The sequence below is a fragment of the Streptomyces sp. NPDC104814 genome, from assembly GCF_055583185.1.
Map to the genome: position 1 here is coordinate 19,200 of NZ_JBVJOL010000012.1, position 22,633 is coordinate 41,832.

The 22,633-nt window shown below is 70.0% G+C and carries 21 protein-coding genes and 2 tRNA genes; 9 read left to right on the top strand and 14 right to left on the bottom strand.

Annotated features, from left to right (window positions below; genetic code table 11):
* Positions 1-86: 86 nt before the first annotated feature.
* The 4 genes from ACZ64A_RS31280 to pknB all read left to right on the top strand — a co-directional run bounded on the left by ACZ64A_RS31280 (position 87) and on the right by pknB (position 6,746).
* On the top strand, positions 87-1,634 hold the full coding sequence (locus tag ACZ64A_RS31280; RefSeq protein WP_469815170.1) for a Stp1/IreP family PP2C-type Ser/Thr phosphatase: 1,548 nt from the start codon (positions 87-89) through the stop codon (positions 1,632-1,634).
* A 27-nt stretch (positions 1,635-1,661) separates the two neighbouring features.
* Complete coding sequence (locus ACZ64A_RS31285) at positions 1,662-3,098, top strand: FtsW/RodA/SpoVE family cell cycle protein (RefSeq protein ID WP_469815171.1); 1,437 nt, start codon at positions 1,662-1,664, stop codon at positions 3,096-3,098.
* Positions 3,095-4,582, top strand: a complete 1,488-nt coding sequence (locus tag ACZ64A_RS31290; protein WP_469815173.1) for a peptidoglycan D,D-transpeptidase FtsI family protein — start codon at positions 3,095-3,097, stop codon at positions 4,580-4,582. The genes ACZ64A_RS31285 and ACZ64A_RS31290 overlap by 4 nt, the downstream gene beginning before the upstream one ends.
* Before the next feature lie 169 nt (positions 4,583-4,751).
* A complete protein-coding gene (gene pknB / locus ACZ64A_RS31295) occupies positions 4,752-6,746 on the top strand; it encodes a Stk1 family PASTA domain-containing Ser/Thr kinase (RefSeq protein WP_469815174.1) in 1,995 nt (664 codons plus the stop codon).
* 79 nt (positions 6,747-6,825) lie between these two features.
* On the opposite strand, the gene ACZ64A_RS31300 is transcribed toward pknB, so the two are convergent.
* The 5 genes from ACZ64A_RS31300 to ACZ64A_RS31320 form a co-directional block, all read right to left on the bottom strand.
* Positions 6,826-7,566: a class E sortase gene (locus ACZ64A_RS31300; protein WP_469815176.1), complete on the bottom strand. Its 741-nt coding sequence runs from the start codon at positions 7,564-7,566 to the stop codon at positions 6,826-6,828.
* An 11-nt stretch (positions 7,567-7,577) separates the two neighbouring features.
* Positions 7,578-8,798, bottom strand: coding sequence for a class E sortase (locus ACZ64A_RS31305; RefSeq protein ID WP_469815178.1), 1,221 nt, complete (start codon positions 8,796-8,798; stop codon positions 7,578-7,580).
* A complete protein-coding gene (locus tag ACZ64A_RS31310) occupies positions 8,795-9,433 on the bottom strand; it encodes an aminodeoxychorismate/anthranilate synthase component II (RefSeq protein WP_361630152.1) in 639 nt (212 codons plus the stop codon). The genes ACZ64A_RS31305 and ACZ64A_RS31310 overlap by 4 nt, the downstream gene beginning before the upstream one ends.
* Positions 9,430-9,591 (bottom strand): hypothetical protein, encoded by a 162-nt coding sequence (locus tag ACZ64A_RS31315; RefSeq protein WP_361630155.1) that lies wholly within the window; start codon positions 9,589-9,591, stop codon positions 9,430-9,432. Before ACZ64A_RS31315 ends, ACZ64A_RS31310 begins: the two co-directional genes overlap by 4 nt.
* A gap of 154 nt (positions 9,592-9,745) precedes the next feature.
* Positions 9,746-10,528 carry a DUF881 domain-containing protein gene (locus ACZ64A_RS31320; protein ID WP_469815181.1) on the bottom strand — a complete coding sequence of 261 codons (783 nt, stop codon included), beginning with the start codon at positions 10,526-10,528 and terminating at the stop codon, positions 9,746-9,748.
* 140 nt (positions 10,529-10,668) lie between these two features.
* Between ACZ64A_RS31320 and crgA the strand changes: the two genes are divergently transcribed.
* Positions 10,669-10,923, top strand: a complete 255-nt coding sequence (gene crgA, locus ACZ64A_RS31325; RefSeq protein ID WP_469815183.1) for a cell division protein CrgA — start codon at positions 10,669-10,671, stop codon at positions 10,921-10,923.
* Positions 10,924-11,192: 269 nt separating this feature from the next.
* Here crgA and ACZ64A_RS31330 read toward each other — a convergent pair whose 3' ends face one another.
* Both ACZ64A_RS31330 and ACZ64A_RS31335 read right to left on the bottom strand, forming a co-directional pair.
* Positions 11,193-12,089, bottom strand: a complete 897-nt coding sequence (locus tag ACZ64A_RS31330) for a rhomboid family intramembrane serine protease (RefSeq protein WP_469815185.1) — start codon at positions 12,087-12,089, stop codon at positions 11,193-11,195.
* A 144-nt stretch (positions 12,090-12,233) separates the two neighbouring features.
* On the bottom strand, positions 12,234-12,767 hold the full coding sequence (locus ACZ64A_RS31335; RefSeq protein ID WP_469815187.1) for a peptidylprolyl isomerase: 534 nt from the start codon (positions 12,765-12,767) through the stop codon (positions 12,234-12,236).
* A gap of 326 nt (positions 12,768-13,093) precedes the next feature.
* Between ACZ64A_RS31335 and ACZ64A_RS31340 the strand changes: the two genes are divergently transcribed.
* Positions 13,094-13,807: a DUF5324 family protein gene (locus ACZ64A_RS31340; protein WP_469815189.1), complete on the top strand. Its 714-nt coding sequence runs from the start codon at positions 13,094-13,096 to the stop codon at positions 13,805-13,807.
* Between the two features lie 66 nt (positions 13,808-13,873).
* Here ACZ64A_RS31340 and ACZ64A_RS31345 read toward each other — a convergent pair.
* Positions 13,874-13,946 (bottom strand) — tRNA-Ala (locus ACZ64A_RS31345).
* Between the two features lie 181 nt (positions 13,947-14,127).
* Between ACZ64A_RS31345 and ACZ64A_RS31350 the strand changes: the two genes are divergently transcribed.
* Entirely contained in the window at positions 14,128-14,676 is a 549-nt protein-coding gene (locus tag ACZ64A_RS31350) for a helix-turn-helix domain-containing protein (protein ID WP_469815190.1), read from the top strand.
* A gap of 134 nt (positions 14,677-14,810) precedes the next feature.
* Positions 14,811-16,217: a serine/threonine-protein kinase gene (locus ACZ64A_RS31355; protein ID WP_469815192.1), complete on the top strand. Its 1,407-nt coding sequence runs from the start codon at positions 14,811-14,813 to the stop codon at positions 16,215-16,217.
* Here the strand turns inward: ACZ64A_RS31355 and ACZ64A_RS31360 are convergent.
* Together ACZ64A_RS31360 and ACZ64A_RS31365 are read right to left on the bottom strand one after the other, a co-directional pair.
* Positions 16,181-17,548: a hypothetical protein gene (locus tag ACZ64A_RS31360; RefSeq protein WP_469815193.1), complete on the bottom strand. Its 1,368-nt coding sequence runs from the start codon at positions 17,546-17,548 to the stop codon at positions 16,181-16,183. The two genes, ACZ64A_RS31355 and ACZ64A_RS31360, sit on opposite strands and share 37 nt — an antisense overlap.
* Positions 17,549-17,703: 155 nt before the next feature.
* Positions 17,704-17,832 (bottom strand): DLW-39 family protein, encoded by a 129-nt coding sequence (locus ACZ64A_RS31365; protein ID WP_003999697.1) that lies wholly within the window; start codon positions 17,830-17,832, stop codon positions 17,704-17,706.
* 379 nt (positions 17,833-18,211) lie between these two features.
* Here ACZ64A_RS31365 and ACZ64A_RS31370 point away from each other — a divergent pair, with 379 nt between their 5' ends.
* Positions 18,212-18,598, top strand: a complete 387-nt coding sequence (locus ACZ64A_RS31370) for a DUF6344 domain-containing protein (protein ID WP_469815195.1) — start codon at positions 18,212-18,214, stop codon at positions 18,596-18,598.
* 240 nt (positions 18,599-18,838) lie between these two features.
* Here ACZ64A_RS31370 and ACZ64A_RS31375 read toward each other — a convergent pair whose 3' ends face one another.
* The 4 genes from ACZ64A_RS31375 to gyrA form a co-directional block, all read right to left on the bottom strand.
* Positions 18,839-19,030, bottom strand: a complete 192-nt coding sequence (locus ACZ64A_RS31375; protein WP_469815197.1) for a hypothetical protein — start codon at positions 19,028-19,030, stop codon at positions 18,839-18,841.
* Between the two features lie 105 nt (positions 19,031-19,135).
* Positions 19,136-19,212 (bottom strand) — tRNA-Ile (locus ACZ64A_RS31380).
* Between the two features lie 90 nt (positions 19,213-19,302).
* Complete coding sequence (locus tag ACZ64A_RS31385) at positions 19,303-20,010, bottom strand: DUF3566 domain-containing protein (protein WP_469815199.1); 708 nt, start codon at positions 20,008-20,010, stop codon at positions 19,303-19,305.
* A 17-nt stretch (positions 20,011-20,027) separates the two neighbouring features.
* Positions 20,028-22,622: a DNA gyrase subunit A gene (gyrA, locus tag ACZ64A_RS31390; protein ID WP_469815201.1), complete on the bottom strand. Its 2,595-nt coding sequence runs from the start codon at positions 22,620-22,622 to the stop codon at positions 20,028-20,030.
* Positions 22,623-22,633: the final 11 nt, after the last annotated feature.

The following is a 22,633-nucleotide window of genomic DNA, read 5'->3' on the forward strand; positions in this document are numbered from 1 at the left end:
CCGGACCCCGGCGCGCTCCCGACCGGAGGGTGGGCAGTGTGGCTCGACACGACCGGCTGCATGCGGAGCCGACGGGCGAGGTGGGCATGAGTCTGTCACTGCGCTTCGCCGCCGGATCGCACAAAGGCATGATCCGCGAGGGCAACGAGGACTCCGGGTACGCCGGTCCGCGGCTGCTCGCGATCGCCGACGGCATGGGCGGCCAGGCGGCCGGTGAGGTCGCCTCCTCCGAGGTGATCTCCACCATCGTCGCCCTCGACGACGACATCCCCGGCTCCGACATCCTCACGGCGCTCGGCGCGGCCGTGCAGCGCGCCAACGACCAGCTGCGGCAGATGGTCGAGGAGGACCCGTCGCTGGAGGGCATGGGCACCACGCTCACCGCCCTGCTGTGGACCGGCCAGCGCCTCGGCCTGGTGCACGTCGGCGACTCCCGCGCGTATCTGCTGCGCGACGGCGTCCTCACCCAGATCACGCAGGACCACACCTGGGTGCAGCGTCTGGTCGACGAGGGCCGGATCACCGAGGAAGAGGCCACCACCCACCCGCAGCGCTCGCTGCTGATGCGCGCCCTCGGCAGCGGCGACCACGTCGAGCCGGACCTGTCGATCCGCGAGGTGCGCGCCGGCGACCGCTATCTGATCTGCTCCGACGGGCTGTCCGGAGTCGTCTCCCACCAGACGATGGAGGACACCCTCGCCAGCTACCAGGGCCCGCAGGAGACCGTGCAGCAGCTGATCGAGCTGGCGCTGCGCGGCGGCGGCCCCGACAACATCACGGTGATCGTCGCCGACGTGCTGGACCTGGACACCGGTGACACGCTCGCCGGGCAGCTGTCCGACACCCCGGTCGTGGTCGGCGCGGTCGCCGAGAACCAGCACCACCACCACGACAACGGCATCATGCAGACGCCCGCCGGCCGCGCCTCCGGTCTGGGCCGGCACGCCGCGCCCGGTGGCGGCGGCGGTGAGTTCGGCCCGCCCGGCTCGGGCGACACCACCGGCTTCATCCCGGCCGGCAGCTTCGGCGACTGGGACGAGGACGACTTCGCCAAGCCGCGCAAGGGCCGCAGGTGGATCAAGAGATCCCTGTACTCGGTGCTGGCGCTGGCCGTCATCGGCGGCGGCCTGTACGGCGGCTGGCGCTGGACCCAGACCCAGTACTACGTCGGCGCCAACGACGAGCACGTCGCGCTGTACCGCGGCATCAGCCAGGACCTGGCGTGGGTGTCGCTGTCGAAGGTGGAGAAGGACCACCCCGAGATCGAACTCAAGTACCTGCCGCCCTACCAGCAGAAGCAGGTCAAGAACACGATCGCGGAGGGCGACCTCGCCGGAGCCCGCAAGAAGGTCGACGAGCTCGCCGTGCAGGCCTCCGCCTGCAAGAAGCAGGCCGAGCGCAACGCCGCCGAGAACGAGCACAACGCGAAGACGGGCCAGGGCGAGGCCGGGGGCACCACGGGGGGAACCACTCCCGCCTCCTTCACGTCCAAGGTCACACCGACCCCTTCGGCCACAGGAAAACCGGGCACGAAGACCCCGTCCACCTCACCGACCCCCACCGCCCATCCCAGCCCCGGCCCCAGCCTCTCGGAGGAAGAGCAGAAGGTCGTCTCGCTGTGCGGTAAGCAGTAGGCAAGCCGTGAGAGGCCCTGTCACACGATGAGCAGTACTACCAACACGTCGTCGCACCACACGTCCACGATCGGCGCCATCGGCGCACCGAGCCGGCGCAACACCGAGCTCGCGCTGCTGGTCTTCGCGGTCGCCATCCCGGTGTTCGCCTACGCCAACGTCGGGCTCGCGATCAACGACAAGGTGCCCGCCGGTCTGCTGAGCTACGGCCTGGGACTCGGCCTGCTGGCCGGTGTCGCCCATCTCGTCGTCCGCAAGTTCGCGCCGTACGCGGACCCGCTGCTGCTGCCGCTGGCCACGCTGCTCAACGGCCTGGGCCTGGTGGTCATCTGGCGGCTGGACCAGTCGAAGCTGCTGCAGTCCATCAAGCAGGCCGGCACGGCTGCGCCGCGGCAGCTGATGTACACCGCGATGGGCATCGCCCTGTTCATCGTCGTGCTGATCTTCCTCAAGGACCACCGCGTCCTGCAGCGCTACACCTACATCTCCATGGTCGGCGCGCTGTTCCTGCTGCTGCTGCCGCTGGTGCCGGGCCTCGGGCAGAACATCTACGGCGCGAAGATCTGGATCTCCGTGGCCGGCTTCTCCATCCAGCCCGGTGAGTTCGCCAAGATCGTGCTGGCGGTGTTCTTCGCCGGCTATCTGATGGTGAAGAGGGACGCGCTCGCGCTCGCCAGCCGCCGCTTCATGGGCCTGTACCTGCCGCGCGGCCGTGACCTCGGCCCGATCCTGGTGGTCTGGTTCATCTCGATCCTGATCCTGGTCTTCGAGACCGACCTCGGTACCTCCCTGCTGTTCTTCGGCATGTTCGTGATCATGCTGTACGTCGCCACCGAGCGGACCAGCTGGATCGTCTTCGGTCTGCTGATGTCCGGTGTCGGCGCGGTCGGCGTCGCGAGCTTCGAGCCGCACGTCCAGCAGCGTGTCCAGGCCTGGCTGGACCCGATGAAGGAGTACACGCTCTCCCGGCAGGGCGTCGCCGGTCACTCCGAGCAGGCGATGCAGGCGCTGTGGGCGTTCGGCTCCGGCGGCACGCTCGGCTCCGGTCTCGGCCAGGGCCACAGCGACCTGATCCGGTTCGCCGCCAACTCCGACTTCATCCTCGCCACCTTCGGCGAGGAGCTGGGCCTGGCCGGTCTGATGGCGCTGCTGCTGATCTACGGCCTGATCGTGGAGCGCGGCGTGCGCACGGCCCTCGCCGCCCGCGACCCGTTCGGCAAGCTGCTGGCCATCGGCCTGTCCGGCGCGTTCGCGCTGCAGGTGTTCGTCGTGGCCGGCGGTGTGATGGGCCTCATCCCGCTGACCGGTATGACGATGCCCTTCCTGGCGTACGGCGGTTCCTCCGTCATCGCCAACTGGGCCCTGATCGGCATCCTGATCCGCATCAGCGACACCGCGCGCCGCCCGGCACCCGCCCCCGCCAGCAACCCCGACGCCGAGATGACCCAGGTGGTCCGTCCGTGAACAAGCCTCTGCGCCGCATCGCGATCTTCTGCGGCCTCCTGGTCCTCACCCTGCTGATCCGGGACAACTGGCTGCAGTACGTCAAGGCCGACTCCCTGGCCACCGACAAGGACAACCGCCGCGTCACCATCGCCCGCTACTCCACCCCGCGCGGCGACATCATCGTCGGCGGCGGGGAGGCGATCACCGGGTCGGCGAAGACCAGCACGAGCGGGCTGAACGACCTGAAGTTCAAGCGCACCTACAAGAACGGCCCCATGTGGGCGCCGGTCACCGGGTACGCCTCGCAGGCGTTCGGCGCCAACCAGCTGGAGTCCCTCGAGGACGGCATCCTCACCGGCACCGACGACCGGCTGTTCTTCCGCAACACCCTCGACATGGTCACCGGCAAGGAGAAGCAGGGCGGCAACGTCGTCACCACGCTCAACGCCGGCGCGCAGAAGGCCGCGTTCAACGGCCTGAAGAAGCAGGGCGGGAAGGGTGCCGTCGTCGCGCTCGACCCGGCCACCGGCAAGATCCTCGCGCTCGCCTCCTACCCGTCGTACGACCCCTCGGCCTTCGCCGGGAACTCCGACGACGACGCCAAGGCCTGGCAGAAGCTGCAGAAGAAGGACAACCCGAACGACCCGATGCTGAACCGGGCGCTGCGCGAGACCTACCCGCCGGGCTCGACGTTCAAGGTGGTCACCGCGGCGGCCGCGCTGGAGAACGGCCTCTACCCGGACGCGGACTCCAAGACCAACTCGCCGCTGCCGTGGATCATGCCGGGCACCACGACCCCGCTGAAGAACGAGGGCAACATCCCCTGCGAGAACGCGACCATGCGTGAGGCCCTGCGGGTCTCCTGCAACAGCGTCTTCGGCAAGATCGGCGCCGACCTCGGCAACGACAAGATGCTGGCGGAGGCCAAGAAGTTCGGCTTCGACGCGGAGCAGTTCACGCCGGTGCGCTCCAGCGCCTCGGTCTTCTCCGACAACATGAACAAGTCGCAGACGGCGCTGTCGTCCATCGGCCAGTTCAACACCGCCGCGACGCCGCTGCAGATGGCCATGGTCGCCTCCGCCGTCGCCAACGACGGCAAGCTGATGAAGCCGTACATGGTCGACCAGCTCCAGACGTCGAACCTCGACCCGATCGAGCAGACCGACCCGCAGGAGCTGAGCCGGCCGCTGTCGCCGAAGAACGCGCAGATCCTGCAGTCGATGATGGAGACCGTCGTCAAGGACGGCACGGGCAAGAACGCGCAGATCGACGGCGTCACCGTGGGCGGCAAGACCGGTACCGCCCAGCACGGTGTGGAGAACAGCGCGAACCCCTACGCCTGGTTCATCTCCTACGCCAAGCTCCCCGACGGCAGCTCGCCGGTCGCCGTCGCCGTGGTCGTCGAGGACGAGAACGCCAACCGGGACGACATCTCCGGTGGCGGTCTCGCCGCCCCCATCGCGAAGAGCGTGATGGAGGCGGTCATCAAGGGCAAGAAGTGAACCCGATCACGTCGTCTGCCCATTGCCGCACGTTGCGATACCGGTCCTGTATCGGGTGACGGGCTTGGCCAGGTCACACAAACCGATCCGGGTACGGTAGGCCCGGACGACAGCCTCCGGCCGCACGGGCGTGCCGGTCGGGACCGATGGAGAGGGCTGGTAGGTAGCTATGGAAGAGCCGCGTCGCCTCGGCGGCCGGTACGAGCTGGGCCAGGTGCTCGGCCGTGGTGGCATGGCGGAGGTCTACCTCGCGCAGGACACCCGCCTCGGCCGCACGGTGGCAGTGAAGACGCTGCGCGCGGACCTCGCGCGCGACCCGTCCTTCCAGGCCCGCTTCCGCCGGGAGGCCCAGTCGGCCGCCTCGCTCAACCATCCCGCGATCGTCGCGGTCTACGACACGGGCGAGGACTACATCGACGGGGTCTCGATCCCGTACATCGTCATGGAGTACGTCGACGGCTCCACGCTCCGTGAGCTGCTTCACTCCGGCCGCAAGCTGCTGCCGGAGCGGACGCTGGAGATGACCATCGGCATCCTCCAGGCCCTGGAGTACTCGCACCGGGCCGGCATCGTCCACCGCGACATCAAGCCGGCCAACGTCATGCTGACGCGCACCGGCCAGGTCAAGGTGATGGACTTCGGCATCGCCCGCGCCATGGGCGACTCCGGCATGACGATGACCCAGACCGCGGCCGTCATCGGCACCGCGCAGTACCTGTCGCCGGAGCAGGCCAAGGGCGAGCAGGTCGACGCCCGCTCGGACCTGTACTCGACGGGCTGTCTGCTGTACGAGCTGCTCACGGTACGGCCGCCGTTCGTCGGCGACTCGCCCGTGGCCGTGGCCTACCAGCACGTGCGGGAAGAGCCGCAGGCCCCGTCGGTCTTCGACCCCGAGATCACGCCGGAGATGGACGCGATCGTCCTGAAGGCGCTGGTCAAGGACCCGAACTACCGGTACCAGTCGGCCGACGAGATGCGCGCCGACATCGAGGCGTGCCTCGACGGACAGCCGGTCGCCGCCACCGCCGCCATGGGCTCGGTGGCCTACGGCGGCTACCCCGACGACCAGCCGACGACCGCGCTGCGCTCGGACGGCGGCCCCGCCGGGGCGACGACGATGCTGCCGCCGATGAACGCGGACGACGGCGGCTACGGCTACGACGACCGCCCGGACCGGCGCCGCCAGAAGAAGTCCAGCACGTCCACGATCCTGCTGGTCGTCGCGGCGATCCTGGTGCTCGTCGGCGCGATCCTGATCGGCAAGTACATCTTCAACGGCAAGGGCGTCGGCAACGACCAGGTGCCGGTGCCGCAGTTCATCGGGATGTCGCAGGCCCAGGCGCAGAAGATCGCCGAGAACTCGGATCTGAAGCTGGCGGCCACCGAGAAGCCCTGCGCCGACCAGGCCAAGGGCAACATCTGCTCGCAGGACCCGGTGGCCAAGAGCGAGGTGGACAAGAACACCACGGTCAACGTCGTGGTGTCGACGGGCGCCCCGAAGGTGGCCGTGCCGAGCGTGCGTGGCAAGAGCTTCGACGACGCGAAGGCCCTGCTGGAGGGCGACCAGTACCAGTTCAAGGTCGAGAAGAAGACCGAGGTCTCGGCCGAGGATCCGGGGACCGTCCTCGATCAGGACCCGGAGCTCGGGGCCGAGGTGGAGAAGGGCTCCACGATCACCCTCACGGTCGCCAAGGCCGAGGAGAAGGCGACCGTCCCGGACGTCACCGGCCAGTCCTGTGACGCCGCCAAGGCGCAGATGCAGGCCAACAACCTGACCGGCAACTGCACCGAGCAGGAGACCCAGGACCCGAACCAGGTCGGCAAGGTCCTCTCGACCACGCCGCAGGCCGGCCAGGAGATCAGCAAGGGCTCCACGGTCCAGATCGTCGTCGGCAAGGCCCCGCAGAACCAGCAGGTCCAGGTTCCGCCGGTGCAGAGCCAGCGCCTGAAGGACGCCAAGAAGGCCCTGAAGGACGCCGGTCTGGAGGTCGGCAACATCCAGGGCTCGAACGACGACAACGCCATCGTCGTCGGCTCCAACCCGCCCCAGGGCAGCACGGTGAACAAGGGCCAGACGGTCGACCTGATCACCATCGGCGGCGGAGGCAACAACGGCGGCAACAACGGCGGCGGCACACAGTTCTTCGGCGGTGTGACGGGCTAGCCCACACGCCACCGGCCGTCACCGGCACGACGAAAGCCCCGGCCCCTCACGCGGAGGGTGCCGGGGCTTCGTCGTACCGTCAGCCCGCCAGTTCCTTCGGCGGGGTGCGGTCGCTGTCGACCTTGTCGACGCGGGTCAGCTCGCCCCACACCACGTAGCGGTAGCGGGAGGTGTAGACGGGGGTGCAGGTCGTCAGGGTGATGTAGTGGCCCGGCTTGGTCTTGCCGGACTCCTTCGGGACCTGGGCGAGGACCTCGACGTTGTACTTCGACGTCTCGGGAAGGACGGCGTACACCGTGTAGACGAACCACTTGTCCTTCGTCTCGAAGACGATCGGGTCGCCCTTCTTCAGCTTGTCGATGTTGTGGAACTTCGCGCCGTGCCCGTCGCGGTGCGCGGCGAGAGTGAAGTTGCCGTCCTTGCCGGTCGTCGGCAGCATCGCCTTGACCGGGTCGGTGTAGTAGCCGGCGACACCGTCGTTGAGGACGTCCGTGCCGGTGCCCTTCTCGACCAGCACCTCGCCGTTGTGCATCGCGGGCACGTGCAGGAAGCCGATGCCGTCCTTGGTGTCGAGCGCCCCGGGCCCGGTGTCCTTCTGCGCCCAGTGCTCGCGGACCTTGTCGGCCTGCCGGCCGGCCGCCCGGTCGGCGACGACGTTGGTCCACCACAGCGAGTAGACGACGAACAGGCCGAGCACCAGGCCCGCTGTGATGAGGAGTTCACCGAAGACGCTCACCGCCATGGCGATCCGGCCGGTGCCCCGGCGACGCCGGGCCGGTCGAGGGGACGACGTCCCGGTGTCCTCTGCGGTCGCTGCCACTGTCCCTAGCCCTAACTGACGAGCGCATCCGGCTTGCCCTTGCTGCGCGGCCGTTCCTCGACCATCTTGCCCCAGACGATCAGCCGGTACCTGCTCGTGAACTCCGGCGTGCAGGTCGTGAGGGTGATGTAGCGGCCCGGCGCGGTGAAGCCCGAGCCCGGCGGTACGGGTTCGAGCACCGTGGTGTTGCTCGGCGACGTCACCGGCAGCATCGACGTCATCTTGTACACGTAGTAGGTGTCCTGCGTCTCGACGACGACCTCGTCGCCGGGCCGGAGCCGGTTGATGTAGCGGAACGGCTCACCGTGCGTGTTGCGGTGGCCGGCCAGTCCGAAGTTGCCGGTCTTGTCACCCGGCATCGCCGTTTTCAGTGGTTCCTCGCCGTAGTGGCCGACCATGCCCTTGTCGAGCACCCGCTTGGTGCTGACGCCCTCGGCGATGGGCACGACCACGTCCAGCTTCGGGATGTGCAGGATGGCGAAGCCCTGGCCCGGTTCGAAGACGCCCGGGCTGCGTTTGCCGTTCGCCCAGTCCTGCTGGAGGCTGTTCGCCTCCTGGCCGGCCTGCGCGTGGGCGCGCACGTTCGTCCACCACAGCTGGTAGGTGACGAACAGCAGCATCAGCACGCCGGTCGTGATGAACAGCTCCCCGATCACCCGGCTCGCGATGACACCGGCGCTGGGTTTGCGGGCCCGGGCGAGCCGGCGGGCCTCGACACGGGAGCGGGGCGCGGCGCTCTGCTCGTCCTGCGGAGCGTCCTGTCCGGTGGCGGCGGCGCCGTGCCGGCCCCCGCGGCGCCGCTTGGCGGCCTTCCTGCGGGCCGCGCGCCCGCCGGGCGTGACTCCGGTGGCTCCAGGGGCAGACGGGCCGTCAGAGGCGGCTAGGGAGCCCCGCTCGCGCCCACGCCCCGGTGGCGGCGCCACCCGCAGTGCCACCGTCTCGTCATCGAAGGCCGGCACGGGCGGCACGGAGGGTTCCTGCCCCTGACCCCCGTACGCCGGGGCCCCGTAGGTCCCGTGTGTCTCGGGCTCGTACGCCGCGGCTGCGTACGCCCCCGGCCCGTAGCCGTCGGACCCGTGCCCCTGGGACCTCTGCCCCTCGGACCCGTGCCCCTCGTCCTCGTACGGCTCGTCCCCGTACGTCCCGTCCTGCGCCCCGTACGGCGACGTGCCGTAGGACTCGTGCGGCGCGGAGCCGTACGAGTCCTTGCGCTCGGGGCGCAGCGTGGTCACGCCGTGGCCCTGCCCACCACCGGGGCGAGCCCCGCCGACCTCGCCACCGCGCCCTCGTCGCCGCACTCCACCAGCCAGTTGGCCAGCATCCGGTGCCCGTGCTCGGTCAGTACCGACTCCGGGTGGAACTGCACGCCCTCGACGGGCAGTTCGCGGTGGCGCAGGCCCATGATGATCCCGTCCTGGGTGCGGGCCGTGACCTCCAGCTCGGCCGGCACGGTCGGCGGCTCGGCCGCAAGCGAGTGGTAGCGGGTCGCGGTGAACGGGGAGGGCAGCCCGGCGAAGACGCCCCTGCCCTCGTGTTCCACCAGCGAGGTCTTGCCGTGCAGCAGCTCGGGCGCCCGGTCCACGACGCCGCCGTACGCCACCTGCATCGACTGCATGCCCAGGCAGACGCCGAAGACCGGGACACCGGTCGCGGCGCAGTGCCGGACCATCTCGATGCAGACGCCGGCCTCCTCCGGCTTGCCCGGACCCGGCGACAGCAGCACGCCGTCGAAGCCGTCCTGGGCGTGGGAGGTCGCCACCTCGTCGTTGCGCAGCACCTCACACTCGGCGCCCAGCTGGTACAGGTACTGGACCAGGTTGAAGACGAAGCTGTCGTAGTTGTCGACGACGAGAATGCGCGCGCTCACTGGTTGTCCACCGTCACATCGTTGAAGGGAAGCAGCGGTTCGGCCCACGGGAAGACGTACTGGAACAGGAGATAGACCACGGCCACGACGAGCACGATCGAGATCAGCGCCCGCACCCACGCGTTGCCCGGCAGATGCCGCCAGATCCAGCCGTACATGCCGTCCCTTCCGTTTCCCCACGGCACCGTCACTCACGCCGTACCGGAACCAGACTAACGGCGCGGCGCCCCCGGATCCCGTGCGTCCGCAAGGTACCTGCGCGAGGCGTGCCGGAGGTGGATCGGTTTCACGTGAAACCGAGGCGCGGCGCCCCTACGGCTGCACAGGCTTGGCGTAGTGCAGGTCGACGGTGCCCGAGTAGCCCGGCAGCGTCACCGTCCCGTCCTCGGCGACGTTCCAGCCGAGGCCGTAGACGTTCACATAGACCATGTAGTTCTGGATCGCCGGCGACTCGGCCAGCGCCTTCTGCAGCTTGTCGGGGTCCCCGACCGCGGTGATCTTGTACGGCGGCGAGTAGACGCGGCCCTGGAGGATCAGGGTGTTGCCCACGCAGCGCACGGCGCTGGTGGAGATCAGCCGCTGGTCCATCACCTTGATGCCCTTGGCGCCGCCCTGCCACAGGGCGTTCACCACCGCCTGCAGATCCTGCTGGTGGATCACCAGATAGTCCGGCTGCGGCTCGGGATAACCGGGCAGCTTGGCCGTGGCGTTCGGCGGGGCGTCGTTCAGCGTGACGGTGATCGCCTTGCCAGTGACCTTCTGGGTGCCCGCGCTCTTCTCCAGCCCCGCGAGCTTGTCGTCCTGGGCCTTGGTGCTGCCGTCGTCCCTCTCGGCCAGCGCCTCCACGTCGTCGCGCAGGGCCGCGTTGGTGTCGTCCAGCTCCTTGTTCTTGCGGCTGCGCTCCTGGATGAGGTCGGACAGCTTCAGCAAGGACGTGTCCGTCCGGATATTGGTGCCCTTGGCCGTGTTGAAACTCGTGATGAAAAGGAGTCCGGCGAGGGCGAAGACGGCGATCGTGAGCACCCGCGCGGGCCGGAAACGGGGCCCGCGGGCAGGGCTGGATCCCGTCGGGGGAGAGTCGGCAGAATTGCTCAACGTACCCTTATCTCCTTCGGCGCCGCGGAAGCACTACGCTAACGGACGCCCGGGGGAGCACTCAGTGTCCCCAGTTACGCTGCCCCGAGCCCGACCAGTTCCCTGCGCGGCCACGCAGCGCATCGACAGGAGAGACCCTCGTGCCGAAGTCACGTATCCGCAAGAAGGCCGACTTCACGCCGCCCCCGGCGAAGCAGGCGACGACCATCAAGCTGGGCACCCGGGGCTGGGTCGCACCGGTCATGCTGGCGATGTTCCTGATCGGTCTGGCCTGGATCGTCGTCTTCTACGTGACGGACGGCTCGCTGCCGATCGACAGCCTGGACAACTGGAACATCGTGGTCGGTTTCGGCTTCATCGCCGCCGGATTCGGTGTCTCGACGCAGTGGAAGTAGCGGCCACGGGCCGGTGAACTCAGCTCTGCCCACGGCTATCCGCTGAGTTATCCACAGGTCGTGCATTTATCCACACCCGGCCTGGGGAAAAGAAACGACGATCTGTGGATAACCCCTCGCGGCTTGACGCTGGTACGACTGACACACCGCTTGCCGCACACCTGTTCGCCCCCTTCCTGACCTGCACAAACCCGGGTCGGTGACAGGGGGCACAGCTGTGCTGGCACACTGTGCACAAGATCGGCCACTAGTTGTGGACAACCAGTCGCTCAGGTGAGCTGAGACGTTCTCAACAGGGTCAACACCACGACGACGGCGAGCACCAGCGCACAGCTGCCGAACTGCACCAGCGCCCGCCGCTCCCGGGGCGCGTGCACCATGGCGTACCCGACGAGGACACCGGCGACCAGGCCGCCGATATGGGCCTGCCAGGCGATACCGCTGACCCCGAAGGTGATGACCAGGTTGATCGCCAGGAGGGCGAGCACCGGCCGCATGTCGTAGTTCAGGCGGCGCATCAGCACGGCCATGGCGCCGAACAGCCCGAAGATCGCTCCCGAGGCACCGAGGGACGGCGCATTGGGCGCGGCGAGCAGATAGCTGAGCGCACTGCCGGCCAGCCCCGAGACGAGGTACAGCGCGAGATAGCGGGCCCGGCCGAGAGCCTCCTCCAGAGGGCCGCCGATCCACCACAGGCTGAGCATGTTGAACAGCAGGTGGACATAGCTGCCGTGCAGGAACATCGCGGTCAGCAGCCGGTACCACTGCCCTTCGGCGACACCCTCCACCGCGTGGAACTGCGGGACATAGGCCCGGCCGAGAAGGAAGAAACGGTCCTCGAAGGCGGCACCGACGGCTTTCTGGACGAGGAAGGCGGCGAGGCAGAGCCCGATGAGGACCTTGGTGACCAGGCGGGGGTCCGCGGTGATCGCACCGCCGGCGAGCGTGCGCGGGCGGGCCGCCGCCGTGGCGGCGCGGCCCTCGCGGCCGGACGCACCGCGGACGCAGTCGGGGCACTGGAAGCCGACCGAGGCGTCGACCATGCACTCCGGGCAGATCGGCCGCTCGCAGCGGGTGCAGCGGATGCCGGTCTGCCGGTCGGGGTGGCGGTAGCAGGTGGGCAGGCTGCTGCGCGCGTCCTGCGGGCTGCTCGGCGCCTGGTCCATGAGATCCCCTCGCTCGTCGGGTACGCGTCCGGTGCCACTCGGGCACAAAAGGAACCGCCCTGCTCATCCTTACGGACGAGCAGGGCGATTGGTTCCCTTCGGGAGCTCTCGGACGTCCGGCGCGTCTTCCCGCCGGGGCCTCGCTCAGCCCTCGCGGGACTCCACCACGACCGACTCGATGACGACGTCCTGGAGCGGACGGTCGGTGCGCGGGTTGGTCTGGATCCCGGCGATCGCGTCGACCACCTTCTGGCCGGCCTGGTCGGTGACCTCGCCGAAGATGGTGTGCTTGCGGGTCAGCCACGCCGTCGGGGCGACGGTGATGAAGAACTGCGAGCCGTTCGTGCCCGGGCCCGCGTTGGCCATCGCCAGCAGGTAGGGACGGTCGAAGCGCAGGTCGGGGTGGAACTCGTCCGCGAACTGGTAGCCCGGACCACCGGTGCCGTTGCCCAGCGGGTCGCCGCCCTGGATCATGAAGCCGCTGATCACCCGGTGGAAGACCGTGCCGTCGTAGAGCCTGGCCTGGGTCTTCTGGCCGGTCTCCGGGTGGACCCACTCACGCTCGCCCGTGGCGAGTTCGACGAAGTTCCTGACCGTGGCCGGCGCCTGGTCCTTGAAAAGCCGGATCTCGATGTCGCCGTGGTTGGTCTTCAGGGTGGCGTAGAGCTGCTCAGCCACGATGTGCCTTCCGTTGTCTTTCTGTGACTCCCCGATCCTCGCACGGTCCGCTCCCGGCGTCGCCTTCCTGGGGGGAAGCAGGGATTTCGGCCACCGGGTCCACGGCTCGTGGCGACCGAGTCCTGCGGGACGGGAGCGCGACGGGCCGATCCGTGGCATTGTCGACGACAAGCTCCCGTTGCCCCCTGTTCGTCCGCTATTCGCCCGCGATCGCGTTCTACGGCACCCGGATGCGCGTCACCGCATGCCGGAGAGCCGACGGACAGGCATGATCCGCAAAAGGGTGGAAAGTCGATTTACCGTACGCCACCGAGGAGGAGGAACCCGTGACCCGCATCGACAGCGTGCGCGCCGCGACCGGTTCGGCGAAGGACAGCGTGCTGCACGCCGCGGAAGTGGTGGCGCCCTACGCCGACACGGCCAAGGACAGGGCCGCGCACTACGCGCACGAGGCACGCGTACGGCTCGCGCCCAAGGTGACGCTGGCCGCCGAGCAGGCCCGCGCCCAGTACGGCGTCCATCTGGCGCCCCGTATCGAGCAGGCCCGCGTGCAGGCCATGACGCATGTGCCGCCGAGGGTGGACCAGGTGGCCCAGGAGGCCGCCGTACGCACCCGCAAGGCCGCCCGGCAGGCCGCCGACTACTCCCGGCCGATGATCGAGCAGGCGGTCGCCGCGGCCGGACCCGTCCGTGACGAGGCCGCCGCCCGGGGCGCCGCCGCACTGGCCGCACTGCGCGGCCAGGTCTCGCCCAAGGAGATCCAGAAGCTGGCCCGCAAGCACCAGCGCCGGGCCAGGGCCGGCCGGATCGCGAAGGTGCTGGCCGTGGCCGGCGCCGTGGCCGGCGGGGCGTTCGCGGCCTGGAAGTGGTGGGACAAGCAGGCCAACCCGGACTGGCTGGTCGAGCCGCCCGCCGCGACCGAGGTGCCCGAGTCGGGCCGTCTGACGTCGGTCGACGGCAGCGGCGACGCCGCGCTCGACCCGGAGGTCCAGGCCAAGCAGGCCGAAGAGGAAGCGGCCCGCCGCGACGACGAGGGCTGAGCCCGGCGAACACACGAGAAAATGCCCCCCGATCTGCGTTTCCGCAGGCCGGGGGGCATTTCGATGTGGAGCCTAGGGGAGTCGAACCCCTGACATCCGCCATGCAAAGACGGCGCTCTACCAACTGAGCTAAGGCCCCGCAAGAGAAGCGTCCGGCCGGAAGAACCGCGATCCGGTGGGCGCCGCAGACCAGAGTACCGGGTCCACCCGGGGATCTCGCAAAAAGATTGGGGGTCCCCGTAGTCGACCACGCTCCGTAAGATGCTCGGCGTGGTTCGCGGCAGCGAACCGCCGTTTTGGGGAAGCGATGGGGAGACGCAATGGACGCCGCACAGCAGGAAGCCACCGCAAGAGCGCGGGAACTGCAGCGGAACTGGTACGGGGAGCCGCTGGGGGCGCTCTTCCGCAGGCTCATAGACGACCTGGGTCTGAACCAGGCCCGGCTCGCGGGGGTGCTGGGACTGTCGGCGCCGATGCTGTCCCAGCTGATGAGCGGTCAGCGGGCGAAGATCGGAAATCCGGCGGTCGTCCAGCGGGTGCAGCTGCTGCAGGAGCTGGCGGCGCAGGCGGCGGACGGCAGCGTCAGCGCCGCCGAGGCGACCGAGCGCATGGAGGAGATCAAGAAGTCGCAGGGGGGCTCGGTGCTCAACAACACCACGCAGACGACGAGCACTTCGGGCGCGCCGACGGTCAAGCGGGTGGTCCGCGAGATCCAGTCGCTGCTGCGTTCCGTGGCCGCCGCCGGGGACATCATCGAGGCCGCGGACTCCCTGTCCGCGACCCATCCGGAACTGGCCGAATTCCTCAGGGTCTACGGCGCCGGCCGCACCTCCGACGCGGTCGCGCACTACCAGTCCCACCAGAACTGACCCTCCCGGCCCGTCGCCGGGGGTTCGGCGGCCGGTGGCCGGGGGGCGGCGGCGGTCGGTCAGCGAGGGGGTTCGGCGGCCGGCCGCGGGGGATGCAAGGGGGGTGACCCGAGGGGGAGGAGCGGCGCGCAGCGATGGGTGAGGTCTTCGCCGGGCGGTACGAGCTGGTCGATCCGATCGGACGGGGCGGCGTCGGCGCCGTATGGCGGGTCTGGGACCACCGTCGTCGCCGGTACGCGGCCGCCAAGGTGCTCCAGCAGCGCGACGCGCACGCGTTGCTGCGGTTCGTGCGGGAGCAGGCCCTGCGGATCGATCATCCGCATGTGCTGGCGCCCACCAGCTGGGCCGCCGACGACGACCAGGTCCTGTTCACCATGGACCTGGTCACCGGCGGTTCCCTGGTCCATCTCGTCGGCGACTACGGCCCCCTCCCGCCGGCCTTCGTCTGCACACTGCTCGACCAGCTGCTGTCGGGGCTGGCCGCGGTGCACGCCGAGGGGGTCGTCCACCGGGACGTCAAGCCCGCCAACATCCTGCTGGAGGCCACCGGCACCGGGCGGCCCCGGCTGCGTCTGTCGGACTTCGGCATCGCGATGCGGCTGGGCGAGCCGCGGCTGACGGAGACGAACCTCGTGGTGGGAACGCCCGGTTACCTCGCTCCCGAGCAGTTGCTGGGCGCCGAGCCGGACTTCCCGGCCGATCTGTTCGCCGTGGGTCTGGTGGCGCTGTATCTGCTGGAGGGCGCCAAGCCTGACGCCAAGGCGCTCGTGGAGTACTTCACCGACCACGGCACTCCCGGCGCGCCCAAGGGCGTTCCGGAGCCGCTCTGGCAGGTCGTGGCGGCGCTGCTGCAACCCGACCCGCAGGCACGTTTCCGCACGGCGACGGGGGCGCGCAAGGCGCTGGCGGCGGCCGTGGAACTCCTGCCGGAGCCGGGGCCCGACGACGAGCTGATCGAGATCTTCGACCAAGTCGGCCCCCTGCCCCCGGGGTTCGGACCGCACGGCCCGCTCGGCGATCCGCGGGACGTCACCGCCGTACCACCGCATCCGGCGGAGGCCGTGTCCCAGGAACAGACGCTGTCCCGGCAACAGACGCTGCCCCGGGAACAGCCCGTATCGGGGGCGCAGGGCGTCTCGGGGGAACAGGCCGCCTCGGGGGAACAGGCCGCCTCGGGGGCGCAGGCTGGGTCAGGGCAACAGCGGGCCGCGTCCGGGTACCAGTCCGTCTCAGGGCGCCGGCAGGCAGCGTCAGGGGCGCAGGCCGTCTCAGGGCAGCAGGCCGTCACTGGGTGGCAGCCCGGCGACGCGCCTACCGTCGACACGCCCACCCATGTCCTGCCCGTCGTCCGGTACCGCGCCGAGCCCGCCACCGCGTCGTACACCGCGCAGCAGCCCCGGATGGCCCCCGGCGCTGTGGACACCGCGGCCCCGGCTCATCGCCGTCGGCGCCCCGGGCCGCCCGCGCGGGTCGCCGTGCCGCTGCTGCTGCTCGCCCTCGTCTGCTACGCCGTCGGGTTCTGGGCGCTGGCCCGCATCTGACCGGCCCGGCGCCGCGCCAGCACCGTCCAGCCGCCGAGCACGGCCAGCAGCAGGGTCCCGGTGCCGATGCCGCCCACCGCGACGGCCCTGAGCACGGGGTCACCGGACGTGCCGCCGCCCCCGGCTCCGGCCGTGGCCTGGAAGACGTCGTCCGGCGACGGCCGGCCCGCGTAGTCCGGCCCCGACTGCGGCTCCCCGTCCACGCGCACCCGCAGCGTCAGCGGCAGCGCCCCCGGTCCGAGCCGGTCGGCCACACGCGCCGCCACGTGCACCGCCAGGTAGTACGACCCGGCGAACCGCATCGCGGCGACCGTGTCCCGCACCGCGTAGCGGTTGGGGTAGGCGACCGGGGGCACGGGCGGCAGGGCGGCCGACTTCTGCGCGCCGTCGTAGCCCACGCCGACGTCGGTGACGTGCCCGCGCACCGGGTTGAACAGCGCCAGCTCCAGGGCGCCGACGGTGTAGCCGCCCCGCACGGCGGTACTGCCCAGCTCCGCGGTGGCGGACAGCCGCTGCCCCCAGCCGACGGGCACCTTGTAGTAGAGGGACTGTCCCGGGCGTACGGCGGTCTGCCAGACGCCCTCGCCGACGAGCGGCGCCGTGGCGAAGCCGGCGCCGGCCGGGCGGCTCGCCGGGGTTCCCGACGGGGGTGCGGCGGACGCCGAGTTCCAGGCCTCGGGGGCGCTGGTGGGGCCGGGCCGGGCGAGCGGCGGCTCGGTGGCGGCGGTCAGCTCCAGCGCCCACGGCTGCGGCGAGGACGCCGTGACGGCGGACCGCCCGGCCCGCTCCACGACGACGTAGTAGGCCCCGGGGCCGCGGCAGGCCGACCGGCCGGAGGTGCCGGTCTCCCGTGCGCCCCAGGCCGTCACGGGATGCGGGCTGCGGGACGCGCCGAACAGCTCCGTGTCGAAGGAGCAGGAGCGCCCGTCGGCGTCCTGGACGGACACCTTCAGGCCGTCGGAGGCGGAGACCTCGGCGTCCGCCGGCGGGACGGCCGTGGCGGAGACGTAGGCGTTCGAGGTGCCGTCCAGGTCGAGCCGGAAGTAGACCGGGCCCTTGCCGGTCAGGGTGGAGCGGTAACTGTGCCCCGGCGCCAGGCCGGCGGCCTCCCCCGTGCCCTGCGCGGCGGCGACGGTACGGGCGTCGGGGTCGTAGGCGAAGGAGCCCGGCACCGGGGTGCCGGTGGCGGCGGATGCGGTGGGGGCCGTGGCCGCCGAGGCGGGTTGGACCGCAGCCGCCGGTACGGACAGGGCCTCAGCCGCCTGAACGGGTGGGGCCGTCGCCAGCGCTATGCCCACGACCAGCAGCGCCGCCCCCGTACGCCCTCCCATACGCGCCCTCTCACCGTTCCGCAACCGGACCGTGCCCATCCTGCCCCGGCGGTCCCGTGGGCATCCGGGGTATCGCGCAATTCTCGCCGGGCCCCCGACAGCACAAAACCCCGACCGCTCGGGCGGCCGGGGTCTGCGGAATTCGGGTCGGGTGGTCAGGAACCCGTGGGCACGGAGTCGGTCGCCTCCGTCCACAGGTCCTGCTCAGCGCGATCCGCCTGAATCTGGCGGTACACGAGGAGCCCGCCGATGGCGGCCAGTGCGACCAGGAGCAGCTTCTTCACCGCGCAACCTCGTCTTTCATTGACGTAAGGGACCTCTGGCGCCCGACTATACACACCGGCCGATACCGATCGGTGACCTGCGCCGGGGCACCAACTGGCCATACGAACCGGCGCGATGGAAGCGGACCTCGCCCCTCCGATGCGGCACCCCGACGCGGCCCTCCCAGAGGCCCCGTCCGCCGTCCCGACCCTCCCTACCACCGATCCCGCCACGGCGCTCGCCGAGCCCCCACACAGGCCCCCCACGTGCCCCGTACGTCCATCCGAGTGGTGTTCATCGGAACATCGACGCGCCACGGGCGTCGGTCCACCACTTCGCGATCCCCATACACATCATGAGGAAAGTACGCAAATCGCCCAACCCGAAAGTGAGGGGATCATGGCCCAGAACCAGGTAAAGCAGCTGTGGACGGTCATCGTGACCGCCTTCCTCGCGCTGTTCACGGCGCTCGGACTCGTCACCACGACCGCCGCCGCGGCGGTACCGCAGAGCGAGGCGCCGCGCAACAGCAGCAGCGACGACGCCGCGACCGCCCCCGAGGCGGCGGCACCGCCACTGTCCACCTGGTCCTGGCTCCACGCCCGGTCCCTTCCCCCGACGATGAAGCAGCGCATCCGCGCCGAGGCCCACGGCAAGTCCCCCAGCTGCCGCCACCGGCCGGTCGACGACGCGGCGGCGACCGACGAACACTGTGACGGCGCCGACGCCCCGGAACGGGCCGCCATCCCGGCCCAGCAGCGCCCCATGATCCCGCTGCAGCGCTGACAGCGCCGCGCACGGCGCCCCCGCCGTGCTCCTACCAGCACCTTTGACGTGACGGCGATTCGCGTACCACCGCACGCGCAACACCGGCCCGGCCGCTCGCAAGAGCCGCCGGGCCTCGCCGTGTGTGGGGTACCTCCCGTGCGCGGCGTGCCGATGTCCGCGATGTCCGACGCGGGCCCGGAGTGTGTCCCTGAGTGTGTCCCGGTGTGTGTCCCGGTGTGTGTGCCCGAACCGTTGACGTCAGTGGCGCCGGTACTCGTCGGTCATGTTGGGCGCCTGGCCGTGCAGGGTGATGGCGTTGAACGACACCCGGTCGCTGTGGGCCTGGAGCCGGCGGTCCTGCTCGATGCGCAGCCCGTCGGCGTTGCGCGTACCGCCGTTGCGCCGCCGCAGCAACACGGCGACGAGAGCGACGACGACAGCGGTGAGCAAGCCGAAGAAAACACTGATCGCGACCACACGCCCCCCAGGTGACACCTCATGTGACCTGCCATGCAGAAGACCCCCGATCCTACCCGGACCGGGGGTCTTCGTGTCTGGTGGGGCTAACAGGATTTGAACCTGTGGCCTCATCCTTATCAGGGATGCGCTCTAACCAACTGAGCTATAGCCCCGCCGCGCTCTGCGGTGTATGTCCCGCGCGCTGACTCCTGAAGATTAGCGCACGAGGGGCGCAGTCCCAAAATCGGTTGTCCGCGACCTGCTCACTCGTCCTCGGCGAGCGTCAGCTCGATGCCGCCGACGAAACCAGCGGACAGGTTGTAGATGAACGCGCCGAGGGTCGCGAGCGCCGTCGCGAGGACCACATCGATGACCGCGATGATCGTCGCGAACATCAGCACATGGGGGAGCGACAGGAAGGACTGCAGGTCGAAGCCGTTCGACTCGTTGGAGCCGGTCGCCTCGGAGATCGTGCCGCCGACCGTGGAGAAGACGCCCATCGCGTCCATCACCATCCACAGCACCGCGGCCGCCACGACCGTGCAGATGCCGAGCGCGATGGAGAGCAGGAAGCTGACCTTCATCACCGACCAGGGGTCGGCCTTGGCCACCCGCAGCCGTGCCTTGCGCACCCGCGGCGTCGTGCGCACTCCGGTGCGCGGGCGGCGTACGGCGTCCGACTGGTAGGCCTGCGGCGGGTGGTAGGGGTCGCCGCTCTGCTGCCCCTGGCGCTCGTCGGGCAGCGGCGAGGCCGGCTGCTGACCTCGGGTGTCCGTCACGGTTCCCCCCTGGGATCCCTGGGTGTCGGAAGAGGGCGCGCCCTTGGCGGGCGCCTTGATCGCCTGGAGGTTGGTGGTCTGCGGGTCGTGCGCAGGGTCGTTCACAGGTGAGGCGTGCGCGGCGGAGCCACGGCCGCCGCCGTCCGTTCCCGTACTGGTACCGGTCGGTCCGGCGCCCGTGGCTCCGCTCACGATGCTCACTCCTCGTGCTACTCGGCCGAGGGCGACTCACCCTCGTCCGTGCCGGTGGTCGCGGCGTCCTCGGCGGTCTCGTCCACGGCCACGTCGCCGTCGACTTCCTCCGCCTCACGCCCCGCCTCGGCGTTACGGGCGATGCCGACCACGGCATCGCGCTTGCCCAGGTTGATCAGTTGGACGCCCATGGTGTCACGGCCCGTCTCCCTGACCTCGTTGACTCGCGTACGAATCACACCGCCCGAGAGTGTGATGGCGAGGATCTCGTCGGTCTCCTCGACCACCAGCGCGCCGACCAGCTCACCGCGGTCCTCCACGATCTTGGCGGCCTTGATGCCGAGGCCGCCGCGGCCCTGGACGCGGTACTCGTCGACGCGGGTCCGCTTCGCGTACCCACCGTCAGTGGCAGTGAACACGAACGTACCGGGTCGCACCACATTCATCGAGAGCAGTTCGTCCCCGCCACGGAAACTCATGCCCTTGACGCCCGAGGTGGCACGGCCCATCGGACGCAGCGTGTCGTCCGAGGCGGTGAACCTGATCGACTGCGCTTTCTTGCTGATCAGCAGCAGGTCGTCGTCGGCCGAGACCAGCTCCGCGCCGATCAGCTCGTCGTCGCCGCCCTCCTCGCGCTCACGGAGGTTGATGGCGATGACACCGCCCGAGCGCGGGGAGTCGTAGTCCTTCAGCGGCGTCTTCTTCACCAGGCCGGACTTGGTGGCCAGCACCAGGTACGGCACCGCCTCGTAGTCGCGGATGGCGAGGATCTCGGCGATCGCCTCGTCCGGCTGGAAGGCCAGCAGGTTCGCCACGTGCTGGCCGCGCGCGTCCCGGCCGGCCTCGGGCAGCTCGTAGCCCTTGATGCGGTAGACGCGGCCCTTGTTGGTGAAGAACAGCAGCCAGTGGTGCGTGGTGGAGACGAAGAAGTGGTCGACGATGTCGTCTTCCTTCAGCTTCGTGCCCCGTACGCCCTTGCCGCCGCGCTTCTGCGCCCGGTAGTCGTCGGTCTTGGTCCGCTTGATGTAGCCGCCGCGGGTGACCGTGACGACGATGTCCTCTTCGGCGATCAGGTCCTCGATGGACATGTCGCCCTCGTAGGGGATCAGCTTCGTCTTGCGGTCGTCGCCGTACTTCTCGACGATCGCGGCCAGTTCCTCGCTGACGATGCCGCGCTGACGGACCGGCGAGGCGAGGATCGCGTTGTACTCGGTGATCTTCGCCTGGAGTTCGTCGTGCTCCTGGACGATCTTCTGCCGCTCCAGGGCCGCCAGGCGCCGCAGCTGCATCTCGAGGATGGCGTTGGCCTGGATCTCGTCGATCTCCAGCAGGTCCATCAGGCCGTGGCGGGCGACGTCGACGGTGTCACTGCGCCGGATCAGCGCGATGACCTCGTCGATCGCGTCGAGCGCCTTGAGCAGACCGCGCAGGATGTGCGCCCGCTCCTCCGCCTTGCGCAGCCGGAAGCGCGTACGGCGGACGATGACCTCGATCTGGTGCGTCACCCAGTGGCGGATGAACGCGTCCAGGGAGAGGGTGCGCGGCACGCCGTCGACCAGCGCGAGCATGTTCGCGCCGAAGTTGGTCTGCAGGTCGGTGTGCTTGTACAGGTTGTTCAGGACGACCTTGGCGACCGCGTCCCGCTTGAGCACGATGACCAGGCGCTGTCCGGTGCGCGAGGAGGTCTCGTCGCGGACGTCGGCGATGCCGCCGATCTTGCCGTCCTTCACCAGGTCGGCGATCTTCTGCGCCAGGTTGTCCGGGTTCACCTGGTACGGCAGCTCGGTGACCACCAGGCACTGGCGGTTCTGGATCTCCTCGACCTCGATCACCGCGCGCATGGTGATCGAACCGCGGCCCGTGCGGTACGCCTCCTCGATGCCCTTGCGGCCCACGACGAGCGCGCCGGTCGGGAAGTCGGGGCCCTTGATGCGCTCGATCAGCGCGTCCAGCAGCTCCTCGTGCGAGGCCTCGGGGTTCTCCAGATACCACTGGGCGCCGGCGGCGACCTCGCGCAGGTTGTGCGGCGGGATGTTGGTCGCCATGCCGACCGCGATACCGGCCGAGCCGTTGATCAGCAGGTTCGGGAAGCGCGAGGGCAGGACGGTCGGCTCCTGGGAGCGGCCGTCGTAGTTGTCCGTGAAGTCGACGGTCTCCTCGTCGATGTCGCGGACCATCTCCATCGACAGCGGCGCCATCTTGCACTCGGTGTACCGCATGGCCGCGGCCGGGTCGTTGCCCGGGGAGCCGAAGTTGCCGTTGGAGTCGACCAGCGGCATCCGCATCGACCACGGCTGGGCCAGGCGGACCAGCGCGTCGTAGATCGAGGAGTCGCCGTGCGGGTGGTAGTTGCCCATGACGTCGCCGACGACACGGGCGCACTTGTAGAAGCCGCGCTCGGGGCGGTAGCCGCCGTCGTACATCGCGTACAGCACGCGGCGGTGGACGGGCTTGAGGCCGTCCCGGACGTCGGGCAGCGCACGCGAGACGATGACGGACATCGCGTAGTCGAGGTAGGAGCGCTGCATCTCCGTCTCGAGCCCGACGGGCTCGACACGCTGGGCGATGACGCCGTCACCTTCGGGGGTGACGGGGGTGTTCTCGTCGGCCATTGCTGGTGAAG